Annotated in this window: 17 protein-coding genes; 6 read left to right on the top strand and 11 right to left on the bottom strand. The window is 70.6% G+C overall.

Features of this window, described 5'->3' with window-relative positions; all coding sequences use genetic code 11:
• The 4 genes from JYK17_RS06285 to JYK17_RS06300 form a co-directional block, all read left to right on the top strand.
• A partial coding sequence (locus tag JYK17_RS06285; RefSeq protein WP_222809959.1) for a helix-turn-helix domain-containing protein occupies positions 1–431 on the top strand: 431 nt, incomplete at its 5' end.
• A 33-nt stretch (positions 432–464) separates the two neighbouring features.
• Positions 465–965, top strand: a complete 501-nt coding sequence (locus JYK17_RS06290) for a VOC family protein (protein ID WP_308011650.1) — start codon at positions 465–467, stop codon at positions 963–965.
• A 47-nt stretch (positions 966–1,012) separates the two neighbouring features.
• On the top strand, positions 1,013–1,540 hold the full coding sequence (locus tag JYK17_RS06295) for a hypothetical protein (protein ID WP_222809960.1): 528 nt from the start codon (positions 1,013–1,015) through the stop codon (positions 1,538–1,540).
• Between the two features lie 125 nt (positions 1,541–1,665).
• Positions 1,666–2,214 carry a MarR family winged helix-turn-helix transcriptional regulator gene (locus JYK17_RS06300; protein WP_222809961.1) on the top strand — a complete coding sequence of 183 codons (549 nt, stop codon included), beginning with the start codon at positions 1,666–1,668 and terminating at the stop codon, positions 2,212–2,214.
• A 19-nt stretch (positions 2,215–2,233) separates the two neighbouring features.
• On the opposite strand, the gene JYK17_RS06305 is transcribed toward JYK17_RS06300, so the two are convergent.
• The 11 genes from JYK17_RS06305 to JYK17_RS06355 all read right to left on the bottom strand — a co-directional run bounded on the left by JYK17_RS06305 (position 2,234) and on the right by JYK17_RS06355 (position 12,358).
• The gene (locus JYK17_RS06305) at positions 2,234–3,268 is read right to left on the bottom strand and encodes a Rieske 2Fe-2S domain-containing protein (protein WP_222809962.1); all 1,035 of its coding nucleotides are present in this window, start codon (positions 3,266–3,268) and stop codon (positions 2,234–2,236) included.
• Position 3,269: 1 nt separating this feature from the next.
• Positions 3,270–3,494, bottom strand: a complete 225-nt coding sequence (locus JYK17_RS06310; RefSeq protein WP_128804199.1) for a recombinase-like helix-turn-helix domain-containing protein — start codon at positions 3,492–3,494, stop codon at positions 3,270–3,272.
• A gap of 84 nt (positions 3,495–3,578) precedes the next feature.
• Positions 3,579–4,526 carry a PDR/VanB family oxidoreductase gene (locus tag JYK17_RS06315; protein ID WP_128804198.1) on the bottom strand — a complete coding sequence of 316 codons (948 nt, stop codon included), beginning with the start codon at positions 4,524–4,526 and terminating at the stop codon, positions 3,579–3,581.
• Between the two features lie 14 nt (positions 4,527–4,540).
• Positions 4,541–6,181 (bottom strand): thiamine pyrophosphate-binding protein, encoded by a 1,641-nt coding sequence (locus JYK17_RS06320; RefSeq protein ID WP_261995457.1) that lies wholly within the window; start codon positions 6,179–6,181, stop codon positions 4,541–4,543.
• Positions 6,182–6,191: 10 nt separating this feature from the next.
• On the bottom strand, positions 6,192–6,983 hold the full coding sequence (locus tag JYK17_RS06325; protein ID WP_108015077.1) for an SDR family oxidoreductase: 792 nt from the start codon (positions 6,981–6,983) through the stop codon (positions 6,192–6,194).
• Between the two features lie 41 nt (positions 6,984–7,024).
• Complete coding sequence (locus JYK17_RS06330) at positions 7,025–7,768, bottom strand: SDR family oxidoreductase (protein WP_222809963.1); 744 nt, start codon at positions 7,766–7,768, stop codon at positions 7,025–7,027.
• On the bottom strand, positions 7,761–8,282 hold the full coding sequence (locus JYK17_RS06335; protein WP_222809964.1) for a cupin domain-containing protein: 522 nt from the start codon (positions 8,280–8,282) through the stop codon (positions 7,761–7,763). The genes JYK17_RS06330 and JYK17_RS06335 overlap by 8 nt, the downstream gene beginning before the upstream one ends.
• A 5-nt stretch (positions 8,283–8,287) precedes the next feature.
• Positions 8,288–9,118 carry an alpha/beta fold hydrolase gene (locus tag JYK17_RS06340; protein ID WP_222809965.1) on the bottom strand — a complete coding sequence of 277 codons (831 nt, stop codon included), beginning with the start codon at positions 9,116–9,118 and terminating at the stop codon, positions 8,288–8,290.
• On the bottom strand, positions 9,115–9,912 hold the full coding sequence (locus JYK17_RS06345; protein ID WP_128804195.1) for an aspartate dehydrogenase domain-containing protein: 798 nt from the start codon (positions 9,910–9,912) through the stop codon (positions 9,115–9,117). Before JYK17_RS06345 ends, JYK17_RS06340 begins: the two co-directional genes overlap by 4 nt.
• Positions 9,909–10,847 (bottom strand): VOC family protein, encoded by a 939-nt coding sequence (locus JYK17_RS06350; protein WP_222809966.1) that lies wholly within the window; start codon positions 10,845–10,847, stop codon positions 9,909–9,911. Before JYK17_RS06350 ends, JYK17_RS06345 begins: the two co-directional genes overlap by 4 nt.
• Positions 10,848–10,870: 23 nt before the next feature.
• Positions 10,871–12,358: an aldehyde dehydrogenase family protein gene (locus JYK17_RS06355; protein WP_222809967.1), complete on the bottom strand. Its 1,488-nt coding sequence runs from the start codon at positions 12,356–12,358 to the stop codon at positions 10,871–10,873.
• Between the two features lie 345 nt (positions 12,359–12,703).
• Between JYK17_RS06355 and JYK17_RS06360 the strand changes: the two genes are divergently transcribed.
• Together JYK17_RS06360 and JYK17_RS06365 are read left to right on the top strand one after the other, a co-directional pair.
• Positions 12,704–14,104 (top strand): MFS transporter, encoded by a 1,401-nt coding sequence (locus JYK17_RS06360; RefSeq protein WP_222809968.1) that lies wholly within the window; start codon positions 12,704–12,706, stop codon positions 14,102–14,104.
• Between the two features lie 86 nt (positions 14,105–14,190).
• Complete coding sequence (locus tag JYK17_RS06365; protein ID WP_222810047.1) at positions 14,191–14,547, top strand: PRC-barrel domain-containing protein; 357 nt, start codon at positions 14,191–14,193, stop codon at positions 14,545–14,547.
• Positions 14,548–14,565: the final 18 nt, after the last annotated feature.

The following is a 14,565-nucleotide window of genomic DNA, read 5'->3' on the forward strand; positions in this document are numbered from 1 at the left end:
CCCATGTACCGATCGCCCGACATCTGCTCCGCGCCAAGGATCTCGCCGACGCGCGCTACTGCGAGGCACTCACCGTCGCCGACATGGCTGCGGCCGCCGCGCTGTCCCCGGCGCACTTCAGCCGCCGTTTCAAGGCAGCGTTCGGTGAGTCGCCGCACCAGTACCTGCTGACCCGCCGCCTGGAGCGGGCCGCGTCGCTGCTGGTGACGACCGACTGGACGGTGGCCGCGATCGCGGTCGCCGTGGGTGCGCAGAGCATCGGGTCGTTCACGACGAGTTTCCGCAGGGTGTACGGGACGACCCCGCAGGCCTACCGCGCGGCCCATCCGCCCGCCGCGCGGCATGTGCGCATCCCCCGATGCGTGGCGATGGCCTACGCGCGCCCGCAGAACCGCACGTTTCGAGAAGACACACCTGCGCAGACTGCCTAGCGTCGTTCTCAGGCAGTCGACCAAGGAGCGGCCATGACAACCATCAAGATCGCCAATGCCCAGTTCTGGGTGCACGACCAGGACGAAGCGCTCGCCTTCTACACCGACAAGCTGGGCTGGGAGGTCCGGGCGGACGTGACCATGGAGGCATGGAGCTTCCGCTGGCTGTGTGTCGGTCCGCCCGGAGGGGACGGTCCGGCGCTGGTGCTGATGCCCGTGCCGAGGCAGCCCATGCTGGACGAGGCCGCCAGCGCCCAGCTGTCCGACCTGGTGGCCAAGGGGGCGGGCGGCACACTGTTCCTGGAGACGGACGACTGCAAGGCCGCCTACGACGAGCTGTCCGCCCGAGGCGTCCAGTTCAACGACCGCCGACGGTCCAGCCGTACGGCATCGACACGTCCTTCCGTGACCCCTCGGGCAACAACATCCGCCTCACTCAGGTGCTGGAGTTCGACCCGGACCGCGGCTGACCCCGATCCACGGGCTGCCACCCACCACCGGAGCCGGGCTCCTGTCCGCAGGGGCGCGTCATAGGGTTCAGGGCGCGGTGATCCGGTCGGCGGGCGATGAGGTGGCGGTGGATGGCGGGACTGTACGAGATCTGGCAGCAGGCGGAGGTGTCGCGCAGGCTCGACGTGTTGTCGGGTTTCATCGCGATGTGCGCGGCGGGGGACGACAACGCTCGACGTCGTCTCGCCCGGCTGGTTGCTGATGCGGAGACGGCCGTCTCTTCCTCGCCCCCGGATCTGGCCGTCGCCTCGGAGCGCCTGGACGAACTCGTCGAGTGGGCTGACACGGAGTGGGCCGATCACCCCTATCGTCCAGTGGAGGCCCGGCCCGACGAAGCCGATCGGCAGACCCGTGACTATGCCAAGGATCTCTGGCACGCAGCACTTCCGGTCCGCCTGCGATCCGAAATGGTCCGCATCGAACTCCACCTTGAAGTGCGGTTTCTGGCCTTGCGCCGCCAACCGGGATTGAGCTGTCGGAGCCGCCAGGATGTCTACTACGTCGCCGGGCGTGCCGCGATGGCTCTCGACCTTGGACATTTGGAAGTGGCAGAGCAGGAGATCCGGCGCATGGAACAGGTGGTTTCCGTGGCACCGTGAGAGGTCAACGCTGTCCGGAGCGTGTGTCGCCGCCTTCCTGATCACCCGCCTACACGTCCACTGTCCTCGTCAGAACCCCTTAGGGCTAAGATTTCAACACCAGATATATGCCGCGAGGGGAAGACATGGTTCAGCGCAGGTCGGCGAGGCGGCCCGATGCCGTTTCGGGGATTGTCGACGAGTGGGCGCGGGAGCGGCCCGAGCTCGACACCACGCCGCTGGAGGTGCTGGCCCGGCTGCACCGCTCGTATCTGCAGTACCAGTCGCGGGTGACCTCGCAGCTCGATGCGCACGGTCTGTCCGTCGCCGGGTTCGACGTGCTCACCGCCCTGCGCCGGTCCGGGGCGCCGTACCGGCTCACCGCGGGACAGCTCGCCGCTTCGGGGCTGATCTCCTCGGCGGGGGTGACCCTGCGTCTGGACCGGCTCGAGAAGGACGGGCTGCTCGTGCGGGAGCGGGACGCCGATGACCGCCGGGTCGTGTACTCGCGACTGACCGAGGCCGGGCTGAAGAAGATCGACGAGGTCTTCGCCGCCCATCTGGAGAACGAGCGCCGGATGCTCGGCGGGCTGTCACCCGCCGAGCGCCGTCAACTGGGCGGTCTGCTCTCCAAGTTGGAGCGTTCGATCGTGGAGTCGGACGACGCCGCGCAGGACGGACCGAGCACCGGCTGAGCCGGTCGCCGCGGCTGAGTCATGCGGTGGCGTCGGCCGGCGGTCGCGCCTTCGACTGCTGCTTGGCTCGGGCCTGGTAGAGACGGCGGAGGCGGACGATGCCGAGGTCGTGCTGGTAGAGGTTCTCGCGCTGGTCGGCGTCCTGCGGCATGGCTTCGAGCATGACGCGGTCCTGCTCCAGGACCTCCCAGTGACGGGCCTCGATCAAAGTCTTGTAGAGGAAGCGCCAGGTGTCGCGCTGCCAGTCCCGCACCTTGCGGTAGCGCCAGAAGAAAACGCCGGTGCGCCCCGCGTCCACCGGGCAGGCCATGCCGACGATGCCGAAGGGACCGCCGGGCCCGGCTGACGGCGGGTACGGGATGGACAGGTCCACCCAGTCGACACCGGTGTGGCACAGCTCGACCCAGTCGAAGTTCACCCCGCGCTGGTCGGTCTTCTCGAAGAAGTAGCCGCGGTCGGTCTCCCGGATACGGAACTTCGCCGTCGTGTCCCCGGCGAACATGGTGTGGGACTCGTTGTGCAGGAACGCGCCGTGCATCGGGTCGAGCAGGTTCTCCATGGCGTACCGCCAGGGGACGTTCCACTCGGCGTAGCAGAGGAAGGCATCGGTGTCGTCGTCGGCCAGCGGGTCCGGGACGGTGAGGTCGACCGGCTCGGGGTGCTCCTCGTCGCCGAAGTAGGCGAGGATCGCGCCGCCCACCTCGCGCACGGGCAGGGAGGTGACGAGGGTCTTGCCCTCCAGGTTGCAGCCGGGGAGGCCGGGCACGGAGGTCACCGTGCCGGTGCCGTCGACCTCGACGCCGTGGTACCAGCAGGCGACCCGGTCGCCCAGGTGTTTGCCGAGCGAGAGCGGGGCGCCGCGGTGCGGGCAGCGGTCGGCGAGCATCGAGAGGGTGCCGTCGGATTTGCGAAAGAGCAGCCAGTTCTCGCCGAGGGCGGTCACCTTCCGCATGCCGCCGGGCTCGACGAAGTGCGACGGCACGACGGGGTGCCACTGGTTGCGCAGGCCGTGGGCGTAGATGTGCTCGGCCGTGTCGTGGGTGGAAAGCGTCATGTCAGGCTCCCAGGCGGTGCATCTCGGCGCGGAAGGACTCCTCGGTCCAGGGCTCTCCCGTGGGGGTGTGCAGCTGACGGGAGTTGAGGCCCGCGAGCACGTCGGTGAGCTCGTGGCCGTCGTTGGTGAAAATGTCCTCGAGGGTGCGCGCGAGCTTCAGCTCGTACGGGGTGGGCTCGTGGTCGCGGGTCTGGTGGGGGTTCAGCTGGGGCCAGGTCTCGGGCATCGGGACTCCGTGCGGGTCTGGGGGCCGGGGAATTGCGAAACGGTCGGGTGCCGGCAGCTGGGACAAGCGGCGGCCGGCCGGGGGTCAGAGGTCCAGGACCAGTCGGTCCGAGGCGCAGCGCGAGACGCAGATCATCATCGTGTCGCCGGCCGCGTGTTCGGCCTCGGAGAGCAGGAAGTCGCGGTGGTCGGGGAGGCCGCCGAGAACGCGGGTCTCGCAGGAGCCGCAGATGCCGTCACGGCACGAGGAGTTGACGTTCAGGCCCGCGTTCTCGGCGGCCTCCAGGATGGAGGTGCCGGGACCGACGCTCAGGGTCACCCCCGACGTACGGCATTCGACGTCGAAGGCGCTGTCGTCGTCGCCGCGTTCCACGACCGGAGCGGCGAACCGCTCGGTCCTCAACTGCCCTTCCGGTACGGCACCTTCGACCGCCTGCAACAGCGGTTCAGGACCGCAGCAGTACACCAGCGCGTCGGCGGGCAGGCCCGCGAGGATGCTCGGCAGATCGATGTGGCCCTGCTCGTCCTGCGGTACGAAGCTCACCTGGCCGCCGGTGAGCGCCGACAGCTCGCCGCCGAACGCCATGGACGCCCGGGTGCGCCCTCCGTGGACCAACCGGTAGGGAGTGCCGTCGCGTTGGGCCTGCCTGGCCATCGCCAGGATGGGGGTGATGCCGATGCCGCCGGCGATGAAGACGTAGGAGGCGGCGGGCTCCAGCGCGAAGTGGTTGCGCGGCCCGGCCACCCGCACAGTGTGGCCGGGCCGCAGGATGTTGTGCACGTGGCGCGAACCGCCGCGCGAGGACGGCTCGTTGAGGATTCCGAGCCGGTACACGGCGTTGTTCGCCGGGTCGCCGCACAGGCTGTACTGACGTACGTGACCGCCGACATGGAGGTCCAGGTGCGCGCCGGGTGTCCAGGCCGGGAGCGGTTTGCCGTCGGGGTGGTTCAGTTCGACGGAGAGGACGCCCTCGGCCTCCCAGGTCATGCGGTGGACCAGGAGGTCGAGCTCCTGCTCTTCGGTGATGCTCATGGTGGGGGGCCTCCCTACGCGGTGGGGATCTTCACGGGCGGGGTGAACGGGTTCTTCATGGGGCCGAGGGTTGCGAGGTCCACCTCGACGAGCGTGGGTCCGTCATGGGCGACGGCGGCCTTGATGACACCTGCGGCGTCGGAGGCGTCGGCGATGCGCGCGTACGACAGTCCGCAGGCGGCGGCGAGCACGGCGAAGTCGGGGGTGAACAGGTCGACTCCGGAGCGGCGTTCGCTGTACTTGTCCTGCATGTTGCGCAGCACGCCGTATCCGCCGTCGTTGAAGACGACGAGCGTCAGGCGCGGTCGTTCCTGGGCCAGCGTGAGCAGTTCGCCGAGGTGGACCGCGAGTCCGCCGTCGCCGGCGATGACCACGGTCGGCTCGTCCGGGCGGGCGACCGCCGCACCGATGCCCATGCCCAGGCCTTGCCCGATACCGCCACCGCGCGGAAAGACATTGGCGCGCGGGTCGTGCATCGGCAGCAGGCGGTTGCCCCAGGAGGAGGACGGGATGGTGACATCGCGGGCGACGACGATGCCGGGGGGCAGTGCGTCGGCGAGGGCGTCGCAGATGGCGGCCTGGGGGCCGATGTTGTCGTGCAGCGTGGCGCGCACCTCGTCGCGGACGCGACGCACACGGTCCGTCCAGTCGGCGTCCGCGCGCCTGGCTGCCGTGGTCAGTTCGGGCAGTACGGCGGACGCGGCACCGTGGAGTGCGTGCCGGGCCGGGTGGACGCGGCCGAGTGCGGCGGCGTCGATGTCGATCTGGATGTGCGCGGCGGGCAGTTGGAGCCCGTAGTCGGCGGTCTCGTTGGAGCGGAAGTGGGTGCCGACGGTGACGAGGACGTCGGCGTCCTTCAGCAGGGCGCGTACGGCGGGCGTGGTGGCGAAGTTGCCGATGACCTGCTCGTGGTCCTCCGGAACGGCACCGCGCCCGGAGTTGGAGGTGAGCAGCCCGGCGCCGGTGGCCTCGACGAGCGCCAGGAGTTCGGCCCGCGCGGTGTTCGCGCCGCCGCCCGCCCAGATCAGGGGTCGCCGCGCGGACGCCAACAGAGCGCAAGCGGCCGTGAGTTGCTCCGCGTCGGGGACCGGTGGCTCGGTGGCCGGAGGCGTGGAACCGTCGTCCTCCTGTGCCGCGTACTGCAGGTCGATCGGCCACTCGACGCTCGCGGGCCCGGCGGGCGCGGTGAGGGCGGCAACGGACGCCTCGCGCAGGATGCGCCCCGCGTCACGGGTGGAGGTGACGGTCGCGGCGTACTTCGACACCGCGGTGAGCATCCCGAGCTGGTCCTTCGTCTCGTGGATGAAGCCCCGCCCGCTGCCGAGGTACGCGGATTCGACCTGTCCGGTGATGTGCAGGACGGCCGTGCCCGCGGAAAGGGACTCGACGAGGGATCCGGCCGCGTTGCCCGCGCCGGTGCCGGTCGAGGTGAGGGCGCAGCCGATGCTGCCGCGTGCGCGGCCGTACGCGTCGGCGGCGTTCACGGCGGTGGCCTCGTGGCGTACCGGTACGAAGCGCAGTCCGGGGTCGGCCTCGATCGCCTCCACGAGCGGGAGGTTGTGCACGGAGACGATGCCGAAGACGGCGTCGATGCCCAGCGAGGTGAGGTGGGCGGCGAGGAGTTCGCCTCCATTGCGGTGGGTCACAGGGGTCATGGAGGGCTCCTCAGAGGATGCCGCGGCCGACTCCGCCGCAGACGTCGATGCTGGTTCCGGTGATGTACGAGGCGCGCGGGGAGAGCAGGGCGACGATGGCGTACGCGACCTCCTCGGCACGGCCCAGCCGGCCGAGCGCGACGCCCCGGTCGGCAGCGAGCTGGGCCTGCCACTCCTCGTAGCCGAGGCCGGTGTCGGCGGCGGCGTGGCGGCGCGTCCACTGGCCCGTGTCGATGAGGCCGAGGCACACGGAGTTGACGCGGATGCCGTCGCCCGCGAGCTCGGTGGCCAGGGACTTGGAGAGGTTGAGGATGCCGGCGCGCGCGGCGCTCGTCGTGATCAGCCGGGTCTCCGGCTGCTTGGCGAGGACGGCGTTGACGTTGACGATCGCTGCCGCGTCCGAGGCGCGCAGGTAACTGCGGGCGGCGGCAAGGGGGTTGAGCACGCCCGAGAACTTCAGCTCGAGTTCGTCGCGCCAGTCCTCGGCGGTCGTCTCGTCGAGCGGCTTCATACGGGACTGGCCCGCGTTGTTGACGAGCGCGTCGAGGCGCCCGCCGAAGTGGGCTGCCGCGCGCTCGACGAATTCGCTTACGCCATCGGAGTTCCGTACGTCGCACACGCCGGTGAACAGCCGGTCGGAACCGGCGCCCAGGTGCGCGGCGGCCTTGGCGAGCCGGTCCGCGTCGCGGCCGCAGGTGGCGACGTCGGCGCCTTCGTCGAGCAGGGCCCGTACGGTGGCCAGGCCGACACCCGAACTGCCGCCGGTGACCAGTACGGTGCGGTCGGCGAGGCCGAGGTCCATGAGAACTCCTTGCAAGAGGTGGTGCAGAGCGCAGGGGTGGATCAGTGCATGGTGAAGCCGCCGTTGACGGCGATCACCTGACCCGTCAGATAGCCGGAGTCCGCGCCGAGGAGGAACGACACCGTCCCGACCAGGTCGTCGGCCTGCTGGGGCCGTGCGATGGCCCGGTTGTGCGCGTACAGGGCATGCCGTTCGGCGGGTACGGTCTCGGTCGCCTCGACCTCCGTGAGGCCCGGCGCCACCGCGTTGACGGTGATGCCCTCGGCGCCCAGCTCACGGGCCATCGCCCGGGTCAGTGCGATGACGGCGCCCTTGGAGGCGATGTAGTGGGCGAGGCGGGGTGAGCCGTAAAGGGCGGCGTCCGAGGCGATGTTGACGATGCGGCCGGGCCGCGCCATCAGCGGGAGGAGGTGCTTGGCGACGAGCCAGGGCCCGCGTGCGTTCACTGCCATCAGCCGGTCCCACACCTCGACGTCGATGTCCTGGAAGTACTTGCCGCCCACGCCGTTGGCGAGCGCGGCGTTGTTGACCAGTCCGTGGACGGGGCCACGGGGTGCCAGCCACGCGGCCAGGTCCTCGACCGAGGCCGGGTCGGCGACGTCGAGCGGTACGAACTCCGCCTCGCCGCCCGCCTCTTGGACGGCCTCGGCCGTCCGCCTGCCCCATTCCTCGTTCAGCTCGGCGACGACGACCCGGTAGCCGTCCGCACCGGCCCGGCGGGCCATGGCCTCCCCCAGGCCACGGCCCCCACCGGTGACGACGACCGTCCGCGGCTGCTCAGTCACGGGTGATGCCGTACAGCGGCGAGTACTCGGGGTAGGTCGGCACCTGCGGCTTCTGCGTGCCGATGATGACGCAGAACAGTGCGTCCGTGTCGCCCTCGTTCTTCAGCGAACGCGTCACCCCGGCCGGCACCACGATCATGTCGCGGTAGCCGAGGGTGCGGTACTCGACCTCGTCCGCGCCGCGGTGGATGCCGACGCGGACCTGGCCCTCCAGCACGAAGAAGGCCTCCTCCACGTCGTGGTGGGTGTGGGCCGGGCCCTCGGCGCCGGGCGGCAGCAGCATGTTGGAGAAGGTGAAGCCGCCGGAGGGGAGGATGCGGTTGTCGTTCTCGTGGTTGCCGGTGGCGCCGGAGCCGACGTAGCGGATCTGTGCGCGCTTGTACTGCGGGCCGGCCTTCTCCTGGAAGGACAGGGTGCTCCAGTCGGGCTCGCGGGAGCCCTTGGTGGCGATGAGGGCGTCGGTGTACTTGGCGAGGTCCCCGCCGTTGTCGTACTCGGTGGTGGTGATCGGCATGGTGGTCATCCCTTGCTGGTCCGGGAGTTGGTGACGATGTGCAGGTGGGACAGCAGCCAGGCGTTGAAGTGCTCGGGCTGTTCCTGGTTGGCCAGGTGACCGGCGTCCTTGACGATCACGTACGCGGTCTTGTGCAGACCGCCGGCCAGGACCTGTGAGGCTTCGGGACCGGTGACGCGGTCCTGGTCGCCGCACAGGACGAGGGTGGGCGCGGTGACTCGGGCGAGCTCGCCGCGCAGGTCGGTGGTGGCCATGGACTCGGCCGCGTGTCCGTAGCCGGGCAGGCGGATCGAGTCGGCCATGGTGTCGACGACGCGCCGCAGGAGTTCGTTCGGCGCGCCGGCGGAGACCAGGCGGGGGCCGCGCTGCTCGGCGAAGGCGCGCGGCCCGAGCTTCGCGAGTTCGGCGACGCGGGCGCGCATCCCGGCGGCCTTCTCGGGGGTCGTACCGGAGCCGGGGGTGGAGTCGGCCATCGTCAGCGAGGCGATGAGGTCCGGGTGGCGGGTGGCGAGCCGCAGCGCGATCACGCCGCCCCAGGAGACGCCGAGGACGTGGGCCCGGCTACCGTGGGTGGGGCTGCTGTGTGCACGGATGACCGCGGCGGCCGTGTCGGCGTAGTCGTCGAGGTTCAACTGCCCTTCCGGGTCTGCCGACTTGGCGTAACCCGGCGCGTCCCACGCGACTATCTTGAAGTCGGCCGCGAGCGCCTGCAGTTGGGGCGAAAAGGCAGCGGAGGACGACCCGATCCCGTGCAGGCACAGCACCAGCGGCCCACTGGTGCCCGCCTGTTCGAGATGCAGCCCGGCGATGTCATACACCGTTGCGCGAGCGGTCACAGGATCTGCCCCGAGCGTCCGGCGAGGGCCGCGAGGGAGCGCAGGACCGCGTACGGAACGACCTGGCTGGTGGCGGGGTTGGCCGCGTCCGGCTGATGCCTCACCTCGAAGCGGTACGAGCCCTGCGGGCCGTTCGCCTCGATCACGTGCGAGGTGTGCACGGCGGCCGGGTCGGCGACGACGCTGACCCGTACCGCGTCCAGGTCCCCGACCGCGAGCGCCACGGAGGCGGCCACGTTGGTCGACTTCGGGAACTTGACCGGCACCTCGCGCGCGGTGCCGCGCATCACCTCGACAGGCCCGGTCGCGGTCCGCATCGCGGTCAGCAACTCCTCGTCCATCCAGGGCTGTTCGAGGGTCGAGGGCAGCTTGGTGGTGGTCAGCCTGATCTCGCTCAGCGGCCCCATGGCGCGTACCGCCTGGAGCAGGTCGAGTCCGCCGACCGCTCCCCCGGTGAAGTACACCCGCCCGGGACCGGTGGTCAGCAGCTTCTTCGACAGCTCCTCGTCGGTCAGGGCTCCCGTGGACGCCACGAGGAGGTCGGTGCCGGAGGCGAGGATGGTCTCGCCCCAGCCCCGTACGACACCCTGGCCGGCCACCTCGACAATCAAGTCGCAGCGTTCCAGGGCCTGTTCCACGGTCAGCTGCGGTGCGGGGGTCGCGTCGCCGAGCGGGCGGTTGTCGACGACGGCGGCCAGCTCGGCGCCGGGTACGTCACCGGCGGCGATGGCGCCGCCGACGACGCGACCGATGGCTCCCCATCCGATGAGACCGACCTTGCGAACCCTGTTCATGCTGCGACTCCTTCGGCGTCGACGGGCGGGACGACGGGGCTGCCGTCGGGCGTGCCCGCCATGTGGGCGCGGATCAGCTTCGACGGCGGGCCCGCGGTGCCCCAGGTGTCGGACAGTTCGGGCGTCCGCCGCCAGGTCCGGCAGATCCACACCTCCTCGACGATCTGCGCGACCTCGGAGGTGTACTCGCACACCAGCCCTGTCGGGTCGGTGAAGTAGGAGAAGGTGTTGTCGCCGGGGCCGTGCCGGCCGGGGCCCCACTCGGGGGTGATCCCGTGGTGCCGGAGCCGGCCGAGCCCGCGCATGAAGTGGTCCAGCGAACTCATCTCGTACGCCACGTGGTTGAGGGAGACCCAGGGCGCCTGGTTGAAGGCGATGCAGTGGTGGTCGGTGTTGCAGCGCAGGAACGCCATCTGGTGCTCGGACCAGTCCGAGACGCGCATGCCGAGCACCTCGCGGTAGAAGGCGACGGCGGCGTCGATGTCGGTGGTGTTGAGGACCGCGTGCGTGACGCCGACGGGCAGCGCCTCGTCCCGGCCGCGCGCGGGCACCGCCCAGGTGTCGGCGGAGAGTTCGACCAGGCGTCCGTCCAGGTCGTGGAACCGCAGCCCGTAGCCGCCGCCGACCTGGTCGAGGGCGCCGGGCTCGGTGACGAGGGTGATCCCGCGCGCCTCCAGCCGGCGTGCGGCCTCGTCCACCTCGGCGGGGGTGCCGACGGCGAAGGCGAGACGGCCGAGGCCGATCTTCTCGGACCGGGTCAGCTGGAGGGCGTGGTGCTCCGTGCCGGTGCCGCGCAGCCAGCTCGCGCTGTGCCCGGCCTCGACAACCTCCAGGCCCCACACCTCCTCGTAGAAGCCGGCGGCCTCGGCGAAGTTCGGGGTGAGCAGCTCGACGGAGCGCAGTGCGCGCAGCCGGGCGATCGGGGGGTGGTTCATGTGCAATCTCCCAGACGAGTGGGTCAGTTGGCCCAGGGCAGCGGTGCGGAGTCGGTGCCCCAGTACAGGGACTTCTGCCGCTGGTAGGCGCGGATCAGGTCGCGGCCCTTCTCGGTGCCGAGTCCGGAGTCCTTCATCCCGGCGAAGGGGGTGGAGATGGAGAACTGCTTGTACGTGTTGATCCAGACCGTTCCGGCCTCGATCCGTCGCCCGAGCCGCCGGGCGGCCCGCGCGTCCCGGGTCCAGATGCCGCAGGCGAGCCCGAAGTCGGAGTCGTTGGCCTGCGCGACGAGTTCGTCCTCGTCGTCGTAGCGAAGCGCCACGAGTACGGGGCCGAAGATCTCCTCCTGGCAGGTGCGCGCGGAGTTCGGCAGCCCGTCGATCACGGTCGGCAGGTAGTAGGCGCCCTTGGCATACCGCTTGCCCTGGGGTGCGGCGCCGCCGCAGAGCACCCGGCCGCCTTCCTCGCGCGCCAGGTCCACGTACGCGGCGACCGCGTCCCGGTGCCGGTGGTGCACGAGCGGGGCCACCTGTGTGTCGGGGGACGTACCGGGTCCGACTCTCAACTTCCGTACGCGCTCGACGAGTTCGCCGACGAAGGCGTCGTAGAGACCGGAGTGGACGAAGAGGCGGGAGCCGGCGACGCAGGACTGGCCGCTGGAGGAGAAGATCCCGTACATCACGCCCGCGAGGGCCTGTTCGACGTCCGCGTCCTCGCGCACGATCGTCGGCGACTTGCCGCCGAGTTCGAGCGAGGCGGGGATGAGCTTGTCGGCGGCCGCGTGGGCGATGCCGCGACCCGTGCCGGTGCCGCCGGTGAAGCCGATACGGCCCACGAGCGGGTGTCTCACGATCGCGTCGCCCACGATGCTGCCCTTGCCCGGCAGTACCGCGAGCAGCGCGGTCGGCAGTCCGGCGCCGGCCAGCACCTGGTGGACGATGCGGCCGAGGGCGAGGGAGACCAGCGGCGTCCACTCGGCGGGCTTGAGCAGGACGGCGTTTCCGCCGGCCAGTGCGGGCGCGAGCTTCTGTGCGTCGGAGGCGATCGGCGAGTTCCAGGGGTTGATGGCGCCGACGACGCCGATCGGCTCGTGGACGCTCATCGTCAGGTACGGGCCGCGTGACGGCGTGAGCGCGTCCTCGGCGGTCTCCAGCGCCGCCGCCGTGTACCGGAAGGTGCCGGCGGCGCTCAGGGCGAGGGCGCGGGTTTCGCCGAGAGTCTTGCCGGTGTCGGCGGTCTGCAGCGCGGACAGATCCTCGGCGTGCTCCTCGATGGCGTCGCCGATCCGGTGCAGGACGCGCGCCCGCTGGTGGGGCAACAGGTCGCGCCACTCGGGCGCGGCGGCGGCCCCGGCGGCGGCCCGCGCGGCCTCCTCCACGTCCTCCACGGACGCGGCGTGCACGGTGGTGAGGACGGCGCCGTCGGCCGGGTCCACGGTGTGGATGGGCAGGCCGCGACCGCGACGCCAGTGGCCGGCGATGAGGATCTCGTCGGCGGGGATGCGCGGCATGGGGACCTCCGGATGAGGGCGGTACGGGATTCTCCGCTCGCGTCGGGCGCACTGCGCCAATCGCGGTGTCGAAGCACTAGAAATCTAAGGGCTTAACTATTTTGACCGCAAGAGGGTGCCGCCCGGGAAATTTTCACGAGGTCAGGGATAAGGCTTGCCTAACCTCGGAGTGGTACCGGTAGAACTTTAAGCGCTGAGATGTTCAGCACCTACGGAAATGGGAGCCCGTCTCCCTGCCCCGCTCTCACAGCCGCCCGGTACCGGGATACCGTCGTACCCTCGCGGCCCGAACCCTCCCGTGCGGTCCCGTCCCCCAACCGCGCCGTACGGATCCGGAGGCCAGGCATGACGATCGACGCACAACGCGCCGCCGCCGAGCGACCAGGCGACGCACCGGCGCTCGCGGCCGCCATCGGCGCCCGCTTCGAACGCCTGCCGCTGTGCCGCTGGCAGGTGATGGTCCGGCTCATCGTCGGCACCGCCACGTTCTTCGAGGCCTTCGACCAGCTCCTGATCGCGTACGCGCTCCCCCAGCTGCGCTCCGAGTGGAACCTCGACACCGGCCACACCACCGCCTTGATGACCGTCGGCTCGGTCGGCATGCTGGGCGGCGCGCTGGTCTCGGGCCGGCTCGCCGACCGGGTCGGCCGCGTCAAGGTGATCGCCGGCTGCATCGCTCTCGCCAGTCTGTGCAATCTGGCGCTGACGCTGTGCACCTCGCCCGAGCCGTTCATGGCGGTCCGCTTCGTGCAGGGCATGGCCATCGGCGGTGAGGTGCCGATCGCCGCCACGTTCATCGCGGAGATCACCCGCGCCCACCAGCGCGGGCGCTTCGTGCTCCTCTTCGAGCTGGTCTTCCCGGCCGGCCTCACCGCGGGCGCGCTGGTCGCCTACTGGCTGGTGCCGCTGCTCGGCTGGCGCTGGATGTTCGGCCTCGCGGCCCTGCCGGTCGTCCTGAGCCTCCTCGTCCTGCGCCTCGTGCCCGAATCGCCGCGCTGGCTCGCGGACCACGGCCGGCACGAGCAGGCGCTCGCCACGATGGCGGCGATCGAGACGAAGGTCGAGAACGTCACGGGTGCCCCGCTGCCGCCCCCAAAGCCGACGCCGTCCGTCGTACCGCCCCGGGGCAAGGGCGGTCTGCGCGAGCTGTTCGGCGGCCGCTACCGCAAGCGCATGATCGTCGTCGGGCTTCTCTGGTTCACCGGTTACTTCGCGAACTACGGCATCACGTCCTGGCTGCCGACCATCTACAAGTCCCACTTCCACCTCGGCCTGTCGACGGCCCTCCTCTACTCGACCGTCACCAGCTGCGCCGGGCTGCTGGGCTGTCTGATCGTCGCGCTCACGGTGGACCGGGTCGGCCGCCGCAACACGGTGATCTGGTGCTTCGCAGCCGCCGCGCTCTGCCTGCTCGTCCTCGGCCTGTCGGCGTCAGGCACCGCGGTCGGCGTGCTGATCTGGACGTCCCTGGCCGCGGTCTTCCTCTTCGGCTGCAACATCTGCCTCTACCTCTACACACCCGAGCTGTTCCCCACCCGGATCCGGGCACTGGGCGCCAGCATGGGCGGTGCCATGAACCGCCTGGGCATCGTCCTCGGCCCGATCGTGGTGGGTGCGATCTACGCGGGCGGCGCGATCGGCACGGTCTTCGTGACCCTCGCCGCCGTGGCCGTGGCCGGTTCGCTCACGGCCGCGGGCGGTGCTGAGGAGACCAGCGGGCGCAGCCTGGAGGACGTGGCGCCGTAGGCCTCGAGGGTGCGTCCGGGTGGGGCGCACCCTTGGCCAGACATCAGGGACGCATTCGGGGGGTACCCCCTCTGTGGAGGTTCATGATGTTCGAAGCAGGCGACATCCGCGAATGGCGGGGGCACGACGTGGTCGACCCGGAGGGTCACAAGATCGGCGTTCTGGAGGCGATCTATGTGGACACCGCGACCGACCAGCCGAATTTCGCAACGGTCACCGTGGGTCTGCCCACCCGTCGGCGCCTGGTGTTCGCGCCGCTGTCCGGCGCGACCGTGGGACCGGGCTATCTCAAGATCACTCAGCCCAAGGACATGGTCAAGAAAGCCCCCTCGATCGAGGTCGACGGAGAGCTGCCGGCCGAGGACGAGCCGGAGATCTTCGCCCACTACGAACTCGACTACAACTCGGGAGCCGGCGGTGAACGCCGGCTCGCCCGGCGCTGAACCGCCGACGACACCGAA

Origin of the sequence: Streptomyces plumbidurans (genome assembly GCF_019857225.1) — a bacterium.
GTDB classification, from domain to species: domain Bacteria; phylum Actinomycetota; class Actinomycetes; order Streptomycetales; family Streptomycetaceae; genus Streptomyces; species Streptomyces plumbidurans.